The sequence below is a fragment of the Paenibacillus mendelii genome (genome assembly GCF_024498075.1).
In the GTDB taxonomy this organism is placed as follows: domain Bacteria; phylum Bacillota; class Bacilli; order Paenibacillales; family Paenibacillaceae; genus Paenibacillus_Z; species Paenibacillus_Z mendelii.
This window is the reverse complement of record NZ_JANHOF010000003.1, coordinates 434347-454392: the sequence shown is the minus strand read 5'-3', so window position 1 is coordinate 454392 and position 20046 is coordinate 434347. Positions and strand designations below refer to the sequence as shown.

21 protein-coding genes are annotated in these 20046 nt (G+C 51.9%); 8 read left to right on the top strand and 13 right to left on the bottom strand.

Annotated elements, in window-relative coordinates:
* Window positions 1-37: 37 nt before the first annotated feature.
* Together NNL21_RS12760 and NNL21_RS12755 are read right to left on the bottom strand one after the other, a co-directional pair.
* Complete coding sequence (locus NNL21_RS12760; protein ID WP_256555194.1) at window positions 38-1195, bottom strand: metallophosphoesterase; 1158 nt, start codon at window positions 1193-1195, stop codon at window positions 38-40.
* Between the two features lie 122 nt (window positions 1196-1317).
* Window positions 1318-2103 (bottom strand): transglutaminase domain-containing protein, encoded by a 786-nt coding sequence (locus NNL21_RS12755; RefSeq protein ID WP_204819357.1) that lies wholly within the window; start codon window positions 2101-2103, stop codon window positions 1318-1320.
* Window positions 2104-2290: 187 nt separating this feature from the next.
* Here NNL21_RS12755 and NNL21_RS12750 point away from each other — a divergent pair, with 187 nt between their 5' ends.
* Window positions 2291-3883, top strand: a complete 1593-nt coding sequence (locus tag NNL21_RS12750) for a catalase (RefSeq protein ID WP_204819356.1) — start codon at window positions 2291-2293, stop codon at window positions 3881-3883.
* A gap of 76 nt (window positions 3884-3959) precedes the next feature.
* On the opposite strand, the gene NNL21_RS12745 is transcribed toward NNL21_RS12750, so the two are convergent.
* The 4 genes from NNL21_RS12745 to NNL21_RS12730 all read right to left on the bottom strand — a co-directional run bounded on the left by NNL21_RS12745 (window position 3960) and on the right by NNL21_RS12730 (window position 6003).
* Window positions 3960-4118: a hypothetical protein gene (locus NNL21_RS12745; RefSeq protein WP_204819355.1), complete on the bottom strand. Its 159-nt coding sequence runs from the start codon at window positions 4116-4118 to the stop codon at window positions 3960-3962.
* 35 nt (window positions 4119-4153) lie between these two features.
* On the bottom strand, window positions 4154-4342 hold the full coding sequence (locus NNL21_RS12740) for a sporulation protein Cse60 (RefSeq protein ID WP_204819354.1): 189 nt from the start codon (window positions 4340-4342) through the stop codon (window positions 4154-4156).
* A 142-nt stretch (window positions 4343-4484) separates the two neighbouring features.
* Window positions 4485-4928, bottom strand: a complete 444-nt coding sequence (locus tag NNL21_RS12735; protein ID WP_204819353.1) for a GreA/GreB family elongation factor — start codon at window positions 4926-4928, stop codon at window positions 4485-4487.
* A gap of 238 nt (window positions 4929-5166) precedes the next feature.
* Window positions 5167-6003: a phytanoyl-CoA dioxygenase family protein gene (locus NNL21_RS12730; protein WP_204819352.1), complete on the bottom strand. Its 837-nt coding sequence runs from the start codon at window positions 6001-6003 to the stop codon at window positions 5167-5169.
* A gap of 159 nt (window positions 6004-6162) precedes the next feature.
* Between NNL21_RS12730 and NNL21_RS12725 the strand changes: the two genes are divergently transcribed.
* Window positions 6163-7080 carry a helix-turn-helix domain-containing protein gene (locus NNL21_RS12725; RefSeq protein ID WP_204819351.1) on the top strand — a complete coding sequence of 306 codons (918 nt, stop codon included), beginning with the start codon at window positions 6163-6165 and terminating at the stop codon, window positions 7078-7080.
* Window positions 7081-7326: 246 nt separating this feature from the next.
* Here the strand turns inward: NNL21_RS12725 and NNL21_RS12720 are convergent, their stop codons facing one another.
* A complete protein-coding gene (locus NNL21_RS12720) occupies window positions 7327-7689 on the bottom strand; it encodes a Ger(x)C family spore germination C-terminal domain-containing protein (protein WP_373567564.1) in 363 nt (120 codons plus the stop codon).
* Here NNL21_RS12720 and NNL21_RS37010 point away from each other — a divergent pair.
* Window positions 7630-7902, top strand: coding sequence for a Ger(x)C family spore germination protein (locus tag NNL21_RS37010; RefSeq protein WP_444875339.1), 273 nt, complete (start codon window positions 7630-7632; stop codon window positions 7900-7902). The genes NNL21_RS12720 and NNL21_RS37010 overlap by 60 nt on opposite strands.
* Window positions 7903-8098: 196 nt before the next feature.
* On the opposite strand, the gene tyrS is transcribed toward NNL21_RS37010, so the two are convergent.
* Window positions 8099-9391 (bottom strand): tyrosine--tRNA ligase, encoded by a 1293-nt coding sequence (gene tyrS / locus NNL21_RS12710; RefSeq protein ID WP_204819349.1) that lies wholly within the window; start codon window positions 9389-9391, stop codon window positions 8099-8101.
* A 330-nt stretch (window positions 9392-9721) separates the two neighbouring features.
* On the opposite strand from tyrS, the gene NNL21_RS12705 reads away from it, so the two are divergent.
* From NNL21_RS12705 to NNL21_RS12690, 4 genes are all read left to right on the top strand, one after another.
* Window positions 9722-11185: a sensor domain-containing diguanylate cyclase gene (locus tag NNL21_RS12705; protein ID WP_256555193.1), complete on the top strand. Its 1464-nt coding sequence runs from the start codon at window positions 9722-9724 to the stop codon at window positions 11183-11185.
* A 301-nt stretch (window positions 11186-11486) separates the two neighbouring features.
* Window positions 11487-12551 (top strand): ParB/RepB/Spo0J family partition protein, encoded by a 1065-nt coding sequence (locus tag NNL21_RS12700; RefSeq protein ID WP_204819347.1) that lies wholly within the window; start codon window positions 11487-11489, stop codon window positions 12549-12551.
* A 180-nt stretch (window positions 12552-12731) separates the two neighbouring features.
* Window positions 12732-13586, top strand: coding sequence for a helix-turn-helix domain-containing protein (locus NNL21_RS12695; protein WP_204819346.1), 855 nt, complete (start codon window positions 12732-12734; stop codon window positions 13584-13586).
* A gap of 222 nt (window positions 13587-13808) precedes the next feature.
* The gene (locus NNL21_RS12690) at window positions 13809-14975 is read left to right on the top strand and encodes a LamG-like jellyroll fold domain-containing protein (RefSeq protein WP_204819345.1); all 1167 of its coding nucleotides are present in this window, start codon (window positions 13809-13811) and stop codon (window positions 14973-14975) included.
* Between the two features lie 101 nt (window positions 14976-15076).
* On the opposite strand, the gene NNL21_RS12685 is transcribed toward NNL21_RS12690, so the two are convergent.
* The 5 genes from NNL21_RS12685 to NNL21_RS12665 form a co-directional block, all read right to left on the bottom strand.
* Window positions 15077-16627, bottom strand: a complete 1551-nt coding sequence (locus NNL21_RS12685) for a PH domain-containing protein (RefSeq protein ID WP_204819344.1) — start codon at window positions 16625-16627, stop codon at window positions 15077-15079.
* The gene (locus tag NNL21_RS12680) at window positions 16614-17096 is read right to left on the bottom strand and encodes a PH domain-containing protein (RefSeq protein ID WP_204819343.1); all 483 of its coding nucleotides are present in this window, start codon (window positions 17094-17096) and stop codon (window positions 16614-16616) included. The genes NNL21_RS12685 and NNL21_RS12680 overlap by 14 nt, the downstream gene beginning before the upstream one ends.
* A gap of 31 nt (window positions 17097-17127) precedes the next feature.
* Window positions 17128-17682 (bottom strand): hypothetical protein, encoded by a 555-nt coding sequence (locus tag NNL21_RS12675; RefSeq protein ID WP_204819342.1) that lies wholly within the window; start codon window positions 17680-17682, stop codon window positions 17128-17130.
* A 121-nt stretch (window positions 17683-17803) separates the two neighbouring features.
* Window positions 17804-18586, bottom strand: coding sequence for an SDR family NAD(P)-dependent oxidoreductase (locus NNL21_RS12670; RefSeq protein ID WP_204819341.1), 783 nt, complete (start codon window positions 18584-18586; stop codon window positions 17804-17806).
* A gap of 61 nt (window positions 18587-18647) precedes the next feature.
* Window positions 18648-19406 carry a phytanoyl-CoA dioxygenase family protein gene (locus NNL21_RS12665; protein WP_204819340.1) on the bottom strand — a complete coding sequence of 253 codons (759 nt, stop codon included), beginning with the start codon at window positions 19404-19406 and terminating at the stop codon, window positions 18648-18650.
* 124 nt (window positions 19407-19530) lie between these two features.
* Between NNL21_RS12665 and NNL21_RS12660 the strand changes: the two genes are divergently transcribed.
* Entirely contained in the window at window positions 19531-20001 is a 471-nt protein-coding gene (locus NNL21_RS12660) for a helix-turn-helix domain-containing protein (RefSeq protein ID WP_309145324.1), read from the top strand.
* Window positions 20002-20046: the final 45 nt, after the last annotated feature.

The window sequence follows — 20046 nt, the reverse complement described above, 5'->3', positions numbered from 1 at the left end:
AATCGGGTGATTCATGAAACATTAACCATCGTTTCCATTACCCCTCTGCCGGAGATCGAAACGTGATATGAATATCCAGCACTTCGCTGCGGCTCCCGATACGGATCGGCGGCCCCCACGTTCCGAAGCCTGAGGAAACGATTGCGTGCAGCTTGTTTATTTGGAGGTACCCCCAGTCGAGGTCGAACAGCCGCCGGGTAATCCAATGGTTCGGGGCCATCTGCCCCCGATGCGTATGTCCGGAGAGGATGAGATCGGCGCCGGCCTCAGCCGCCAGCCGATAGCCATACGGCTGATGATCGAGCACGATGACAGGCTGCGAACGGTCTAGATCATGGAGCAGCGAAGCGATAGGAAGCCTGCCCGGCTCCAACCCTTCAGCTGCCTTGTCCGCACGGCCCGCGACGTAGAAGCTGTCATCCACATGAACCGTTCGATCAACCAACACCTCGATTCCGATCGCCCGCATACGCTCGATATATTCTGTAATATGTCCGCCGTAGTACTCGTGATTGCCAAGCGATGCGTAAACGCCCAGCGGTGCCTTCAGCTCTTGCATGACCTCCGCCATATTCTCACGGACGAACGGCTCGATGCTGTCGTCGAGCACGTCGCCCGGCAGCAAAACAAGATCCGGGCTCAGCTCATCGACGATATGAACCAGCCGTCTCAGGTGACGCTTGCCGACAATCGTCCCCAAGTGCAAATCCGAAGCGGCAGCGATTCGCAGCTCCCGGAACGCCCCGGCCTGCTTGTCGATTGTAATGTCATACCTCCGGACAATCGGACGCCACGCGTTGGCGGATCCCCGCAGCAGAAGCAGCAGGAGGAGCGACACTACGAACCAGCCAACCAACAGGACGGTAGCCTCTGCATCCATGCCCGCCAGGCGTAGCAGCCATGCTGCCAGATTCCCTGCCGGAACGAGCAGAAGAGAATAGAAGAGGAACGCCATTCCGTAAGCTCCGATCAGCTTAAACCATGTGTAGAGCTGGTACGGAAGCACGCGGCGTAGAATCATGGCCGCCAAATACGATAATGCAATGATACCGTACAGGATCCAATAGAGAGTCATGAAGGCCGGTGGGAGAACCGCTCCCCAGAATAAAGAGCCGTTCCAGCCGATCAAGAGATTAAGACCAAGGAATAAACCAAGAAAGATTGCAGCCGATACAAGCGTGCGCACACTCATCATTCAAACGCCCCTTACAACTTATATAATCCTTCCATCTTCGCATAAATCGGCTGCAGAGGGAAATCGAGACCGCCAACGGCAAAAAGGGCTGCCCGAACGAAAATCGTTCGGGAGCCCTCCGTTTAATTAGAAGCCGGGTAAGGTTTCACCCATGTATGATCTTTCCTCATCTGCTCATCATTCTTCAAGTAATAGTTATAGCTGACGGCACCTGCTCGGTTTGGCGTGGGGTCATCCCATGTCGCATCCAGGTGATACCACTGTCCATCAATTTTAACCAAGTTCCAGACATGGCTTCCCGTATCAACCTCGCCTTCGATAATACGGTTCTCGATGCCGGCCATCTTGAGCATTCGGTACATGAGCAGCGTGTAGCCCTGACAGACCGCGCTGCCTTCGGTTAGCGCTTCATAGGCTGTGTAGCGTGAAAGGGAAAGATCATATTCCACGTTCGTAACCACCCAATCGTGAATCTGCCTCACCTTCTCGCGGACCGTCATTCCCGGATTAATAATAGCTGACAAGACCCGTTCGATCCGTTCCTCAACCAGCCTGGATTGCTCCGCCGTCTCGCGGTAAGCCACCGCCAGCTTGATCTTAGCGGATGCGCCCCATGTTCGTACCGTATAGAAATAAGAATCCACAATATACGCGATATAATCATCGGCCGATACAGCTTGACGGAGCAGCTCGGCGATCCCTTTCGACAGCTCCGACTTATCCCCGTCGTAGGTCACATTGATTTCAGTCTGCTGCTGGGCAAGCTGGGATATGATTTCGCTTTTCAATGATTCCATGGGAGAGATCTCGGTTGACAGCGCCTGGACCTGCGTAACGCGGACTTCCGAGCCTATCCCTAGTGTCAGGACTGCGGCCACCAATAGTAACTTTGCAAGCAACTTATACATGGTCTGCCTCCCGTACACTTATTTATGCATCATTATATCGAATGAAACTTCCGGAATAAAGCCATTTGACAAAATATTGGATAAAATTGCTTCAAACCGTATCAAAAAGAAGGAGAAACTGAGTAACTTTCCCTTTGCTGGGTACAATACAGGTCAATAATACCAACTTGAAAGGCGGCAAATTCGAATGAATAACGAACGGCAACCTGATGACCGGCAGTCATCCGATTCCAATCCAACACTTACAACTCGGCAGGGACATCCTGTCACCGATAATCAGAACATTAGAACCGTGGGTGACCGCGGGCCCAGCACGTTGGAAAACTATCACTTCATCGAAAAAATAACGCATTTTGACCGGGAACGCATACCAGAACGCGTTGTTCACGCGCGAGGTGCGGGTGCCCATGGTATATTTGAAGCGTATGGACATGTGGGCAGCGAGCCCGTCTCTGCCTATACGCGGGCAAGGCTCTTTCAGGAGGCCGGGAAGCAAACCCCACTGTTTGCCCGGTTCTCCACCGTTATTCACGGCATGCATTCGCCGGAGACTCTTCGGGATCCGCGAGGCTTTGCGATCAAATTTTATACGGAGGACGGCAACTGGGATTTGGTCGGCAATAACCTCAAAATCTTTTTTATTCGCGACCCGTTGAAATTCCCAGATATGGTGCATGCATTCAAGCCTGATCCCATCACGAATGTTCAGGATATGGAGCGTTTCTTCGATTTTGTCTCCATGAGTCCGGAAGCCACTCATATGATTACCTTCCTCTTCTCCCCATGGGGAATACCGGCGAATTACCGGCAAATGCAAGGGTCGGGCGTCAATACATACAAATGGGTGAATCAGAACGGCGAGGCCGTACTCGTGAAATATCACTGGGAGCCTCTCAAGCAAGGGATTAAAAACCTGAGGCAGCGAGAAGCAAACGAGATTCAGGCGCTGAATTTCAACCATGCCACCTTGGATCTCTATGAAGCGATCGAGCGCGGCGAGTTTCCAGAATGGGAATTGTGCGTGCAGATCATGAGTGATGGCGAGCATCCCGAGCTGAATTTTGACCCGCTGGATCCGACTAAGCTGTGGCCTCAAGAACAGTTTCCTTTCCTTCCCGTTGGAAAGATGACCTTGAACCGCAATCCGGCGGATTATTTTACGGAGGTTGAGCAGGTTTCCTTCGGAACCGGGGTGCTTGTAGACGGACTCGATTTCTCCGATGACAAGCTGCTGCAGGGACGGACCTTCTCCTACTCGGATACCCAGCGCTACCGGGTTGGAACCAACTATTTACAGCTTCCAATCAACGCGCCGAAAACAGATGTGGCAACCAATCAGAGCGGCGGGCAAATGCTGTACCGGCCAGACCGCGCGCCAGGACAGAATCCCCATGTAAACTACGAGCCATCGTCATTGGGCGGCTTGCATGAAGCCTCGGAACGGGGCAAAGAGCATAGGCCTCATTATGATGCAGACCTGACCCGCCAGAAAATCGGCCGCGCGAATGACTTCGAACAAGCCGGCGACACGTACCGCGCCTTCGAAGATTGGGAGCGGGATGAATTGATCGATAACCTAGTCGATGCGTTAAGTGTCTGCAGCAGCGGTATTCAGGAGCGAATGATCCGGCACCTCACGGAGGCAGATGCCGGCTATGGCCGGCGCGTTGCGGAGGGGTTAGCGCAAGGGGGACACCGCAAGATCGACAGCGGGCAAACGGATCCCGAACAAGCTGTCGACTTGTCGAAGCGCCTTGGACACGAAGCGGATCCGTATTAATGCAATTCATGAACAATGCCGCAGGCTTAGTGCTTGCGGCATTGTTCGTTATATACAGCCAATAGGCTACCTGCCATCATTCCGGCTTAAACAACCAGTAGAATAGATAACAAATAGCGAATATGACGATAGCGGCGGTTGATATCGCAGACAGGAACATAAAGAATCTTCGGTACTTGATTTCAGCAGCGGATACTTCATTCTCTTGAATTGGTGGAGGCTTGGTGACTTTCATGGATCTCACCCCTTCATTATGCATGATGGAGCAAACTAACTGCTCGTTCTGTAAACCACCAGGATCGTGCTTCTCTGCAGACCCGCGCCGTTCTGACTCGATTTCACGACCGATCCGTAGCAAATATTAATGATCTGACTCTCATCCATGGTTGCCAGAAATTGATTAACCTTATTCTCAGCATAGGAATTATCCGTATCGACAAATTCTTTCACCTGTATCATTAACCATCCTCCGATCTTTTTCATACCATTAATTGTAAAAACACTTCAAAAATAGATCAAGGCACCCCGCAAGAATAGCGGAATGCCTAATTATTATCAATGTACCATTACAGGTAACCAATGTCAAACTTAATAAACTATGTCATTTACTCTCACTGCTGGCCGGGATATATTTAATGTCTTCCACATGAATCTTAATGACTCCGGAAGGAATATCGAGCTCATGACTTTGCATCATGGTGGACATCAATAATTTCCTCCCGATTGGGGACAGGAACGATATTCGATTATATTCAGGCTCCGCTTCATGGGGGAAGACAACGGTGTACGTCTCGAGAGAGTCGTCGTCCTCATAACGGAGCTTCACCTGGCTCCCGATCAGAACGGTGGATTGCAGCGTTGTTTCGTTGACATCCGACACGATTTGTTCGAGCGTTTTGCAATATAAAGACAGCAGCTTCTCCATCTCGGTTCTTTCTTTACTTTGATCTGTGAAGTACTGCTCCAGAAACTTCGCTTTCTCCTCGTCAAAATAAACGAGCTGGTTGATCAACTGTGTCTTTGAACCCGCCCAACTACGGCTCATAGTAGATCTCCCCTCCTATGCGCTGCAACCTTCCAACAACTTTGCTTATCGACCGCATTGTGAATCCCTCCCATAGAAATAGAGGCCTCCGAGTGTAGGAGGCCTTTCAGCTATATTAACAAATATGAACTCCGATTCCAATACGGAATTTAGAGTGCTTGGCTTTACCGCCTTGTGAAAAAAATGCCACCCGCAGCTTCCCATCCTGCTTCGTAAGAATTCGATATGGCACTCCTAATTAACGTTGAATGAGTACTGGAAAATAGTCGTTTGCAAACGGCTGTCCCTTGACGGGGCGCGGTCCGAGCAGTCGAACATTCTCATGCCGCTGAATGCGCCCGCTATAGCTGGTTCCGCCCGGCATGAGATGGGCAACGACCGACAGCCGCGGCTCATTCGTCCGATTGGCGCCAGAGCCATGAAACGTAAGGCCATGATGAAAGCTCGCCTGCCCAGCCTTCAATATGCAAGGCTCCTCCACCCACTCGCGTCCTCCGGAATATTTGTTCTTCAGCTCATCCATGTTCTGATTGAAGAAGCTGTCGCTGTCTGGAACGAGACCCCAATGATTGGAGCCAAGGATGGTCATCATCCCGCCGTTCGTTAAATCGGTGTCCTGCAGCGCGATCCAGACGGTCACCATGTTCGGGTTGTCGGAGCTCTGCCAATAGCCATAGTCCTGGTGCCATCCGACATTGCCGTCTCTTGTCGGCTTATCGCCAACACCCGGTTTGTAGATAACCTGATCATGCCACAGCCGGATTTCATTCGTATCCAGCAAGTCGGCAGCCAATTCGCCAATGAATGGATCCGTGACAACGGCACGGATCTCGTCGTTGATCCACCAGCCATTATCGAACTTCCGCAATGCATCCGGGTTCGGATGGAGGCGAAAATAGTTCATGGGCTCTCCATCGCCATCATAGTCCCCGCTCCAAATGCGGTCATGCGCACGGCGCAATCGTTCGATCTGCTCGTCGTCGATTAGCTTGGGACTGATCCAGTACCCGTCTCTCTCGAAGATGTCCTTATCCTGCTGTGTAATTTTATACTGACGATCTGCTGGTATGCTCATTATTCTTTCCTCCCGATAGTGAATATTCGAATGGCGACTTGTTGTCTTCTCCTATTCAAAATACCGCAGAATGTACTTCCAAGCGTCTCTCTATTTACGAAAGAGTATGAGAAACATACAATAGATAAAGAAACATAATCAAGACTGGAGGTGATCGTTTTGCCGGATTCTCAGGAGAGGAATGCCGTTGTCAAAGACGTTCACGGCAATCACTTCCTCCGTGATGCCCGCTGGACCTATACGACAGAGGATAATGGTTCTATTCCGCTTGTGCCCGAGTTCGTCATGTTAGGAAGCGATGATATTCGTAAAGCGATCCCGCTTGATGATCATGTCCATCACGGCTGCTTCGAATTCGCGTTCGTCGAGCGTGGAATCGCCAGCTGGGAGCTTGAGGGAACGGTATATAAAACTCAGGCGGGAGATGTCTTCCATGCCCGGCCGGGTGAGCTGCACCGCGGCGGCTTCAGCATTATTGAGCCCTGCAAATTATGGTGGATGATTCTCACGGCACCGCATCACGACGGATGGCTCCGGCTCCCTCCGGGTGAAAGCCGCTGGATCGAGCATTCCCTCGAAGACCTTCCACGGGTTGTTCAGATCGGATTCAAGGCTGTCGAATCCTTCAAGCAGCTGCGGAAGGGACTTGAGAAGACCAATGAGGCGCTGCGCGGCATGATGGTGCGTCACGCTATCCACAACCTGCTGCTGCAGCTGCTCCAGCCGACCGAAGCCCGGGCAGTAATCGCGGAGGACCTTCTCCGGAAGTTCGATCTATTGATCGCCCGAATGGAGCAGGAACCGGAATGGAGGCCTTCCGTACAGGAGCTTGCCGATGCCGCCAGCGTCAGCCAGTCCCACTTCTACCATACCTTCCAAGAATACACCGGTCAGCCCCCGATCACCTTCATCGAGCGGCTTCGCATCAAGGAAGCCTGCCGTAAACTTGCCGAAACCAGGGATTCGGTTACGGACATTTCGCACAGCCTCGGTTATCCGTCAAGCCAGCATTTTGCCACCGTATTCAAACGATTCATGGGAGTCACCCCAACGCAGTGGCGCAACCGCAGCACTTGATGCTAGCCTTGTTATCACTCCACGCTCCAAAGCTAATCAAGCAGCTTCTCTAAAGGCTTGAAGACATAGGAGACCCACTGGGTTGGACCTGGCAAGTGCGGAAACCAAATCAGGAGGATGGCAATCAGCCAGCCTCCTGACGTAATAACGAAGAACGCCGTTACCTCCTTCCCCCCTTGATCGACCGCCAGTTCGTTAGGATAATGATTACCGTCACGATCGTTATCATAAGCAGATAGGTTAGTTTCATTTCACCACCTCGTCCTCATTCCATCCAGCCGGCAGCGTACGCTTGCCCGGACTTATAACTTGCGAAGAAATCTCGTATTTTACCTTTATCTGGGGAAACCGTTCTTTCCTTTGATCCTTCTCTTTATTCCACTGCTTCGGATACTTCCGATGAAAGGCTTCAGCGAAGCCGATTATATCCGCTTTCAACTTCTGAACGGCTATTAGCGCTTCCCTCATTCTCTGCTCGATCTCACGGTTCAGCTGATCCTCTAGTCTTCGATTCTCCTGCAGACTGGTTATGTCCAGCTTTGTCGTGTTTTGGACAAGCATATACTTAGCATCGGCTTTGACCGTTATTCCCCAGTCATCCCCGGCAATCGTAGGAATTATCTTCGACTCCCCTCGATTAAGGCGTACGGAATGAGCCAGAGTCCGACCACGATGGTCATCTCGGCAGCCGGAGCCGATATAGCAGCCGCAGCAGCAAGTCTTCAGGAGAAAGTGCCCCGCCGCTTGTTCTGGGGCCAGAACGAAGTGTTTGTTATCGGTCATGAGGTGGCCATGAAAGATGATTGTCTCCCCGCTGGATAGTGCTCCTATTTTCACCAATTAGAAGATGAATTATGAGCTCATTCTTCAATCCTTCCAAGCGAAGCTGGGTTCATAGGCAGCTTGGGACTGCTCCATGAATGCAGAAGAAGAGCCGTATTCCCTTCTGGAAGGGAATACGGCTCTTCTTCATTGCTATGCACCTTGCAGCTATCCTTCATCACGGATGATGAGGAAATTACGATCCAAAGCGTGCTAGGGAGTAATTCTTCTTCCCGCGGCGCAAAACGATATATTTGCCGTGAAGCCTTTGATCCGCCTTGATGGCGGTATCGATCCCGCTCTGCTTATCGCCATTGACATACACCGCCCCGCTCTCAATATCTTGCTTCGCCTGGCGGCGCGAAGGTGCCAGCTGAACAGCAACAAGCAGATCGATTAACCCTATCTCCTCTTGGTCCTCAAGCAGGGTGCTCGGCATATCCTGCAGCGCCTCAACCAGCTCGTCCTCGCTTAATTGCGTCACATCGCCGGAGAACAGCGCTTGTGTAATTTTCTCAGCACTGATGACCGCTTCCTCGCCATGTACAAGCTTGGTTACTTCACGGGCCAGCTCTCTCTGCGCGGCACGCTTCTCAGGCTGGAGCCTGACCTCCGCCTCCAGCTCCTCGATTTGGTGGCGGGTCAGGAACGTGAAATATTTGAGGAATTTAATGACGTCATTATCGTCGGTGTTAATCCAGAATTGATAGAATTGGTAGGCGGATGTCTTGCTGCGGTCGAGCCAGATTGCGCCGCTCTCCGATTTGCCGAACTTCTTCCCGTCGCTCTTCGTGACAAGAGGCATCGTCAACCCGACGGCATGGCCTCCGCCCATCTTGCCGATTAGATCCAGGCCGGCTGTAATATTGCCCCATTGATCGCTTCCGCCGATCTGCAGCGAGCATCCGTATTGATCATGCAGCTTATGGAAGTCGTAGGCTTGCAGGACCATGTAACTGAATTCCGTAAAGGATATCCCTTGCGATAGCCGCGAATCGACCGAATCCTTCGCCAGCATGTAATTGACGGTAAAGTTCTTCCCGACATCCCGAAGAAATGTAATAACGTCGAGTGGTGCAATCCAGTCATAGTTGCTCACCAGCTTGGCCGGATTCTCATCCACATTAAAGTCAAGAAAGCGGGATAACTGACGCTTTAGACTGTCTGTCCACGCCGCTACGGTCTCGGTCGTATTCAGCGAGCGTTCCGTGGAGCGGCCGCTCGGATCGCCGATCAGCCCTGTACCGCCGCCGACAAGGGCAAGCGGAATATGACCAGCCTTCTGGAATCGGCGCAAGCAGAGAATCGGAAGCAGGCTGCCAATATGCAGGCTGTCCGCCGTCGGATCGAAGCCGCAGTAAAGGACGACGCGCTCCTCGGTAAGCTTCTTCTGGAGTCCATCGCGGTCCGTAATTTGATAGATCAGCCCTCTATACTCCAGGTCATCTAGTAAATCGAGATTGGTTGTGTCCACAGCGTCATTCGTCATCAGAAATTGCTCCTCACATCGGATATAAAATTTGATTCATTTTTACCACTTTCACGCCACCGTGTCAATTTATATGTAGCTCCGGCGCGCAGGTCAAACCTTGCAATCTGACGAGCCTTTCCTCCTCGAAAGAGGATTTTGTAACTAAATGTCGAAATTTGAAATGACAAAATAATGAAAAGCAGGTACTCTACTATGCTGCGCTCGCTCTTAAGCAGGAACGGGAGAAAAATCAGCCTAACTGTTATTCTTCCTCTTCTGGTCACACTCTCTATCCTTTTAACGACGGTTATCCTCATCTTCGTTTCTTATGAAGCGGAGAAAAAAACATTGATAAATACGACACTCGAGCTCAATTATGCCAATGCGGCAAAAATGAGTGATACGATTAATTCACTATTCAAAGCGATGAGGCAAAGTCTGAAGTCCACCTCCTCCTATATGTCGGCAAATACACATAAGTCCGCATCATCGATTCAAGAGGAATTGGATTTGATCCGCGGAAGCAGCAATTACTTCAACTCCCTGTTTTGGGCTGACGAAACCGGTCTAATTCATAGCGTTTCTCCCCAATCCATCGGATTAACCGGCCAAATCTTGTCCACCTCTGCTGCCAAGACCGCCCTATCGCTGCAACAGCCTTATCTATCCGCACCATACACAGGGACGACAAACCGGTTAATCGTACTCATGACGGAGCCGGTCTTTGATTCGAAGGGCACTTATCGCGGGCTTATCGGGGGAACGATCTACCTTCAGGAAGCGAATGTCATCTATGAAATATTCGGCTCCAATGCCAGTAATGAAACGGGTTCCTATTTCTACATCGTAGGCCCCAAAGGGGATCTTATCTTCCATCCCGACCGTTCCCGTCTGGGAGATGATGTGAGCAGCAATCGCGTTGTGCAGGAGCTGTCCCGCGGAGAAAGCGGCATGGAGCAGGTCGTAAACACCCAAGGCATCTCGCATTTGGCCGGATTCTCGGCCGTGGCGGAGAATGACTGGGGGGTCATCATGCAGACGCCGGAATCGACCGTCTTCCGTCAACTGAACTTACTTGTCCGGGAACAGCTGTTCAACATGCTTCTCCCCTTACTTCTTATGATGCTCGGGGCTATACTCGTAGCCATGAAGCTGGCTAAGCCGTTCGTTAAACTGTCTGCACTGGCTGCCCGGCTGTCCGAGGGCGATGCGGTGTCGAAGAACGATTTCACTCCGCATTGGAACAAGGAAGCGGACCGGCTGAGCCACGTTATGAGTCTAGCGGTGGATTCCATTGAACGGCAGAAAGCCAGTCTCTCTCTGGCCGCGTCGACGGATCAACTAACCGGACTCTATAATCGCAGAATGCTGGAAGAAATGATGAATAAGTGGCTGGCACAAGGCACGCCCTATTCCATCATCGTACTCGACATCGATCGGTTCAAAACCGTCAACGACCGCTATGGACATCAGATCGGGGATGAGGTTCTGAAGCATCTTGCCCGGATTATGAGCGATTGCGTCCGTCTAGGCGATGTTTGCTGCCGCTTCGGAGGAGAAGAATTCGTTATTCTCCTTCCGCAGGCTTCCAGCCAGACAACGATGAAGATCGCCGAGGATATTCGCATGACGATGGAGTCGACCATGAGCCCTTGCGGGGAGCCCGTAACCGTATCCTTGGGCGTTGCCGAATATCCGCTCCATGCCAACAACCCCGAGAAGCTGTTCCAGCTTGCCGACTCGGCGTTATATGCGGCGAAGCATGAAGGCCGGAACAGGACGGTCGTCGCCGTCCATGAACTCGTTATGTAAGTCATGGCGGGAGACTTGGATGCAGTACCAGCAAAAGGGCTGCAGAACGTAACACTCACAAGGATTGTCGATAGAAGCTGACAGGTGACCGTCTCTTTCTAGAATCGGGTTGAAGAATGAACCGAATCTAGAAAGAGACGGTTTATTTGCGGCTCTCGCGCACAGGATTCTCGCTTAATGAACCTATCGGCGCGATCGGACTACTGGCTCCATATTCATGGCTTGCCACCGTGTTATATAATAGAGTTGTCCCCACCGGCCGCTCGATCTGCCGATCATATCGAACGTTAGGAGAATTCATATGGACATGATTGAAATATTAACAGACTTGATTGATGAAGATACCGATCAGCCCCGCTACCAATTTGATGAAGAAGCACTGCAGGAGTTAATGAAAAGCATTGAAGAAATCGGCTTGCTGTCTCCGATCAAAGTGAGAACGATGGATAACGGCCGATATAAAATCATCTACGGGAACCGCCGCTATAAAGCGTGCAAGACGCTGGGCCGCCGAACGATTCCATGCATCGTCTCGACGGTTACCAATGAGCTGGACATCTATTTGGAGCAGATCGCGGAGAATCTGACGAGGGAAGGCTTCTCCCCGATTGAAGAAGCGGACGCCTTCAACAAGCTTCTGAACGATCCGAAGTTTACCAGCTCGACCAAATATCTCTCCAGTAAACTAGGCAAGCCGGAAGCCTATATTAAGAATAAAATCGAGCTTCTGAAGTTCGGACAGGCGGTCAAGAAGCTGATTGTCGGCGGAACGGAAATCAAGAAGGACCGCTTAACGGAGGAGCAGCTTCTGCCGATCAAAGATTTGCCGGTAGAGCACCGGGATCCGCTGGCCATGATTATTGCCCGGGACGAGATGCCCGTGAGCGACGTCAAGAAGATTTCCCGCTTATTCAAAGATAAAGATATCTCAAGCGGTACGAAGGACAAGCTGCTCTATAAATCAGGACGTGACCTGCTAGAAACCTGGTCGGTGTACGAACAGAATCGCGCGGAACGGGCCAAGCCAGCCGCTCCCAAGGTCTCGGCCAGCAAAGAAAAGAAGCCGGCGCAAGCCGCGGCTGCGGCTAATGCGGCGGTGGTGGCGGTGGCGCCGCCAGCTCAGGAGTCAGTTCCCACACTTCAAGGCACGCTCAAACAGCTGCTGGCCTCACTTACGGCACACAGTCCGTTATCGGCGGAGATTATACATACCTATGAAGCGATCCAGTCAACCGATCGGGAGAGCTTCCATCACGAGGTTGACCTGCTTATCGAGAATCTCCAGAAGCAGCTGGCCGAATGGAGCCAGATTAAGGAGCTCGCTCGTTCTTCATTCCAATCTCAGGCGGCAGCGGCCAAGGAATAGGGAATAACAGCTGTTCAAGTTCCGGGAAGGCAGATCCTCAACCGCTGGTTGAATCGTCGGTTGAAGCGCAGCAGGCATGTATTCAACTAACGGCTGATTGGCTGCGCAAGTCTCCTATGTTACGTTGAAAGCAGCAAATCGCGCGGTTTTGCAAAATCATTCTTAGGAGGCAACGCCTAAATGGATGTACGAAAAATCGGAGCTTTCATCTCGGAACGGAGAAAGAATCGGGACTATACACAAGCGGAGCTAGCCATGCTGTTGAGCGTCAGCCATCAGGCTGTGTCCAAATGGGAGCGCGGCGAATCGCTCCCGGATATCGGCATGCTGCCAGGCCTAGCCAAGCTGCTGGAAACAACCGTCGATGAGCTGTTGAACGGCGAGATGGCAGGCAATGATGAAGGTCATGCGGATATCCCCGGTTCCGCGGTATCCTCCGGAGAATCAGCCGCTCCTCCCGTCCCGTTATCAGCTGAATCTTCAGATTCTTCTTCGGGACTGAACGGGAACTCAGCTGTACGGCAGCAGCTGACCTGGGATCATGTGATCAGTCTCGCGCCGTTTCTAAGTCAAGAAATATTAGAATCTATGATGGATCAGATCGAAGGTGATCCAAGCGTATCTGCTTTAAGTGCGCTGGCCCCTTTTGCAGGAAGACCTGCACTAGAGCGACTGGCAGGCAAGATGGACGGCCCTATACCCATCAGAGATATCACCGGCATTGCCCCTTTCCTGGGCAAGGATCTGCTTGAACGGCTGCTGATGCATGCAGTAGGAGACAGCATAGGCTGGGATGACCTGTCGGCACTTGCCCCATTCGTTGAACGCCATACGCTATCCCAGCTTATTCTGCAAGTGTCGGGTGGAGCCCCCGATCCTTGGACAATCGTCGGACTCGCGCCGTTTCTTGAACCGACCGCATTGCTGCAAGTCATCGAACGAATCGAGCCAGGCTCATTGTCCCCTGCGGTTTTGCCGGGATTAGCACCCTTCCTGCCGCAGGAGCAGCTGAACAAGCTCGTTCTCCAATTCTAAAAAGACCACCTGCTGAAACTACTTCATAGATGGCCGTGCGGTTATATTGAGATCTACACAAACAAGTGGTGGTGCAAGGGAATAACCCGTGCGCCACCACTTGTTTATTATAATTGCCGGATAATGAATTAACTCCATCCCATATATTTACACACGAACATACGTTTGATATAATGAGACTAATATTCTATTATTATCCATATTAGGAGGTAATAACATACTATGGCCGACTCCTTGCGTAATGGGCTAATCGCCGAATACTTATTTCAAGATGGATGCAGAGACACGGGCAATACCGGAATTTACGAAGGGCAAGTGCATGGTGCTGTTCCGGCTGCCGATCGGTTCGGCAATCCGGATGGCGCGTATGAGTTTAACGGAATCAACGATTACATCGTGGTCCAGCCCGCACCCAAACTAAACCGGGAAGCCTTCTCCCTCTCCGTCTGGGCCCGTTACGGACGCGATGCAAGCCTAAGCGGCTGGAACAATGCGATCGTTTCACAGGACGGCCATCACGAACGGCGCGTGTTCCAGCTCAGTACTCATCAGCAGCAGGTGACATGGCACCGCTTCTTTCAAGCTGATGAAGTATTCGTTCAGGAGCCGGTAAACCCCGGTCTATGGAATCACTATGCAGCCGTATATGACGGAAGCAAGCACAAGCTTTACCGGAATGGCATTCTTATGTCCGAGAAGACGGGAGGCTTCGAGCCAAGCGATGATGAGCCGCTCTATATCGGACGCAAAGCAACAGACGAGCCCTACTTCTTCTTCCGGGGAGCGATCGATGATATCCGGATCTATGACCGGCCGATTACGGATGATGAGATTGTCGCTCTTTATACGGAGAATGGTTGGAGCAATCCCAAGCTGGTCGCTGCCTCTCAACAGGCTAAGACCGGATCCGAGCAGGTCGAATTGAAGCATAAGCGGGACCCCAATCAGAAGCTATGGGTAGAGAACTCCAACATTGCTTACTCCGTATTCGTGAATTGCCGTGCCGAATCTATGAAATTCCACGAAGTATCGCTACCGGGCTTATCGATGGAATGTGTCGACCTTCACCGGACGCGAATTCACAACGTGGACTTCAGTGAAAGTAAAATCAGCGATGCCAATCTAAGCGATCTCGAAATCGATGGCGCTCAATTGGGCGGCGCATACATACATAATATCGGCTTGCCTCCGAAGGGCCACCCTGCCTATGTGGAAGGCAGTCAGCAGAGGCCGCTGCTCTTCGAGAATTGCGACCTTCATGGCAGTGAAATCCGGGACTGCAACCTGCGCGGCGTCTCGATTCAGAGCTGCAGTCTGCAAGGAATGACGATCGACGGCATCTCCGTCGAAGCCTTGCTCGAAGCTTATCGCAACAGTAAGGAAGCATAATTCCCTTCCATTGCTGGAGTCATACAATGGGAAAGGAGGCTGCCCGCATTAGCGCTTGCGGACAGCCTCCCTTTTCTCCGTAACGTATTCCAGCTCCTCGGCTATTTCCCCTTACGTGTAGAAATCCAAGTCGATAAATGATGTGCAGCGCTGGCAGAAGCGTGTCGTACGCTGAACAGGGAGCGTGCAGCACCTGATGTGAGCGCCACTCGCAGCGTTGCCAATTCACGCCTTGCCTGTATGGGGGATTGAGTCACCTCATGCCACTGAATGCGCTGCCTTGGAATGAGCGCACGCTGCCGGGAGAGACCGCCGTAGCGGATGGCGATCTGCCGGTCACCGGTCGACCATCCCGCCTGCTTGAAGCTCAGCCAGCACCAGCATGCCGTCACGAGAGGAAGAATCCATGCGATCCAGCCAAGCCGGTACGGAATCAACACCATTGCCAGTATAGCCATTGCAGCGGTTATCAGCACCGGTATGAATAAATAACTGCGCAGCGCCCGCGGCTCAAGAGGCGTCCAATCCGCAGGTACGCTGAACTTCGGTGCGAACTGCTGCAGAAACCCTTCCAGCTCTACCGCACGGACGATGGGAAACATCAGTCCGGTCTGCCCCTCCTTGCCTCCACTGTAACCAGCAGTTACGACACGCACGCTGACTAGGCCAAACGGTCGCCGAAGCGCGTTCTCGACCAGATGGATCGCTTGTATGCGATCAAGCGAGATCGTCACCTGCTTGCGCTCAAGCAGCCCCCGTTCGATAATAAGCTTATCGTCCTCAAGTTTAAGCGTAAATCCGTATTCGGTCAGCACCGTTCCGAGAAAGGCGAACAGCCAGGCCAAAATCAATACGATAATTGCCCCCCACACATACCAGGTTGCGCCTAAGTAATGTTCCAGCTCTTCCCACACATTGAAGTTTTTCAGAATATTATCCAGCTGAGAAAATCCAGTTCCGAGCAAAGCCAGCACAATCCCAATTTGCCCTGAGGTCGAACTGTAGATCAGTAAATCCTTCATCGGCAGTATGGCTTTGGCCTTGATAGGTTCTTCTGCGGGAACCCTCGCAGCAGAAGCATTCCCATGGACGGTTAACGAACCTGCCGCCTGCTCTCCTTGATTCTCTTGCCCGCTGTTTGGCTCCATCGCGAGGTCCATGCTTGGCTCTTCTGTGATTACCCCCGGTTTGCGTGAAGTCAATGCCAAGCGAATTCTCTCGGCCTCCGCAATCGGGATCGCGGTCAGAATGGCTTCCGGTTTCTTGCCGCCCGCAGTCTCCACCTGCAGCTTAACCAAGCCGAATGGCCGGTGGAGAAGACCTGCCGTTGAATCGACAGACTGGACACGGTCCCCCGAAATCCACACTTTCTTCCGCACCCAGATGCCGTGCTCGACGAGCAACGAGCCCCGATCTATTACGTAGACGAAGCGGTACCAGTTCAGCCAAGCTAACAGGAACAGCAGCAGTAAGAACAAGCCCGCCCCACCCGCTACCCACAGCCAGTTGACTCCATCCCGAAAGACCGTTGAAACCAAGAAGGCAATCAGCGGGTAGACAAGGTCTTTAGCCGTCTTGGCGATGAAAAACACCAATGAAACAGGATGTAAGCGATGCTTTCCACCCTGAACCCCTTCCTCAGATTTCTTCATCGGATAACCTCGCTAGCTGCGCAATTTGCCGGCGAACCTCGTCTGCTCTGCCCTCTGTCAGCGCCGGAATCTCGTGGCTGCCCGCTGCGGTCGAGAAGGTAACGGTAGCCAGACCAAATGCGCGCAGAATCGGTCCCTGCTTGGAGTCGACATGCTGGACGCGTATCATCGGGATAAGCGTGCGTTTGCGGAAATAGATGCCGTGCTGAAGCTCGATCTCATGCTCGGTAATCGCGTAACGCCACTGCTTATACCTGAGTCTAGGCATCAGATTGACCTCCAAATAAGCGCCTATGCAGGCCAATATAAAGACGAGCACAGGAATCCATATCGGCCAATCGAACTTCAGTGTCACCACCAACAGAGCCACCGTGATGACGGCATAGACACCCGTTGATATCCATCCGGACAGACGCCATGCACGCAGCGCTTTCTCGTCGATCCGCCTAGTCAAGCGTTCATTCTCCATTCTTACATTCATCCCCCTACGTGCTGTTCGCCTAGCTGCCTGTCATCGAGATTTCATTAATATTCGCATCCATGGGCAAATCCTTCTTGGCTATGCTAACAAGTGATGTCACAAATACCTTGCCCGCATCGGGACCCGATACTTGTTCATTCTTTGTCGGCTCAATTTGAATGATTAGTGATTCAACTGCACGCTCATCATCATTTAATAAAGAAAGGGATTGAATGCTGAACCCTTCTTGGGAAGATGACTTCTCCTCCGCGCTTATACATATGTAATATTCATTAGCCGTCTCCTTGACGATAAACCCGCCTGGAGCCGCATTCTTCAGCTTGCCATACTGATCTCGAATATCTTGGCCGATTTCCTTCCCCGATTCGTCCTGTTCCCACGAGAACGCAGCGGATGTCTTCGTGTACAGCAGCTGATCATACGGGACATCAATGTATGTGCGGTTTCGAAGCTCGCTTTCATCCGCTGCGCTTACACGCCCGTATTCGCCCGCTTCATGATTCGAACAGCCAGCCAGCAATGCAACGACAGCGATCATTGCCAATGCGAGAATCCCTGCTGTGTACCTTCCCAAGGCTAATCCCCCTTCTATTACCCGTCCAGCCTTCTTGCAGTCGCAAGCCATCCCAGCAAAAAGAAGGCTTCTCCACCGTTCATCGCACGTAGAGGAGAAGCCTTCTGCTATTTCACTCCAACTACAGCACAGCTGACTTGCCGCCATCGATATTAACGGAGGTTCCCGTCACATAGGAGGCCGCCTCAGAAACGAGGAACGATATGACCTTCGCCGCCTCTTCTGTTCGTCCAATCCGGCCTAGCGGAATACCGAACTTCGGATCTACTTCGAATTGTTCCCAGGTCAGCTCCGGAGCGCTGGATTGCCACATTCGTTCAATCTGATCGCTGCGAATTAATCCAATACAGACCGCATTCACCCGAATATTGGATGAAGCCAAATCATGGCTCATCGCCTTGGTCAGCGCCAACCCAGCTGCGCGGCTGACAGAGGTCGGCAGCGAAGATGCAGATGGTGCCTTCCCGCCGATTGCCGTCACGTTGACGATGGCGCCTCCTCCGTTCTTACGCATGTGGGGTACAACTAAACGCGAAAAATGGATGGCGCCATACAGCTTCAAATCCAGATCCGCATCCCATGCATCCGCCCCCACCTCCTCGAAGGGCCGCGCAGCGGATGTCCCCGCATTATTCACGAGAATATGTACACCGCCAAAGCGTTCGACTGTCTGAGACACCGCACGACGAACATCCTCCTCTGACGTCACATCGGCTTGGATAATCAGTGCCTCGGCTCCGGTCTTTTCTGCGATCAGCTCCGCCGCTTTGCTTAATGACTCCATACCGCGTGCCACCAGAGCTACTTGAGCCCCTTCAGACGCAAGAGCGAGCGCTGTGGCAAGACCGATGCCTTTGCTTCCGCCTGTAATAATAGCTGTCTTGCCTTTCACTCCGAGTTCCATGCTCGTCTCCTCCTCATGTTGTATACCCTTATTTATTATACCCGGCTCTCTTATACCTGTATCATTCGCCCATTATGTCTCGAATACCCGGCCAATGCAGCCAAATATCCGTCATCGGCGCTTTCCAATCCTGCTGTACCTCCACATGCTTCACCCGGAAAAATAGTGCATAACGCGTTAATGAAGCCAAATTGGAAGCAGCTGCGTGGCCCAGCTGGTAGTGAACGAGGAAGACATCCCCCGGCTCTCCTGTCGTCTGGAGCGGCTGGGGCATGGATACCGGAGGCATCCCATTCAACAGCGCCTCGGGTCCATGCTCTCGAAAATATTGTTCATACAAACGGTGCGTGCCTGGCCATACGGTGAAGTTACCCGCGTAGGATTGCCGGACCGGACTTAACAGCACGCCGACTAACATCGTAAAATTGCCAATCGTTCCTTTGGGTACGCCATTGGTCGGCGTGTACATTCCGTCCAGGTGGGGACTTGGCGCTGGCGGCGGATCCTGCATCGTGGGAAAGCGCAGTGCAATTTGCCCGTCCTTAATCGGGTATGACTTTCCTTCTCCGATCAGAGACGCCACCATATCCTTGACAGGTGTTTTATTAAACAGATCCGTAATCACTTCTTTTCCTTGAAGCTCCGGACAGTAGGATTGGGACCGAAATTTGATTAGATCTTCGGCACTCATTCCTTGTCCAAGCGAATGATTAATATGGCGCAATGCCTGATCCACCATAATTCCCGGAACCACGCCGGGTACATGAATATACCCGTTATCCAGCATGGATTTTTTCTGTTCGTAAGTAAGCAAGTTCATAATTACACCTCCACTTAATTAGGTTCACAAGCTTACCCTCATTCTAATGCTATAGGTTGGAAACGTAAACCTATAATGCTTTCAACCGCCGGTTGAATTTCTCTCAACTTTGCCGAGGTTGTTGATGAACCGCTTCTATGCCATCATGAGTGTTATAGAACCTCTGCGAAGGCGGGTGAGTGTAATGGTGGACACGTATAAGATGAATGAACATATTAGAACGCTGAGGCTTGAGAGGAATTGGACGCAGCAGGAAGTAGGGGATTTATTGGGGGTTACAGCTCAAGCCGTGTCCAAATGGGAGACTGGACAGGCGACACCTGACATTACGTTACTGCCGAAGCTATCCGAGCTGTTCAGCTGTTCGATTGATTCATTATATTATGGCATCGAGACTAGATTAGGCTCACCAGAGTCTATTCCAATGCACACTAGCCAGAAATGTACAGGGCAGCACTGTTCATTTTGCGGGAAGCATCGAGACCGGGTGTGGCGTATAATCGCTGGACCTGGGGTGTGTATATGCTCTGAATGCGTCGCAATGTGCGGGGATGTTTTGGAACAGATTAGACAGGGGGAACAGAAGGCACGCTGACAGGTTACGGAGCCTGGCGGGAGCAGACACTCATGTTCCCAAGCC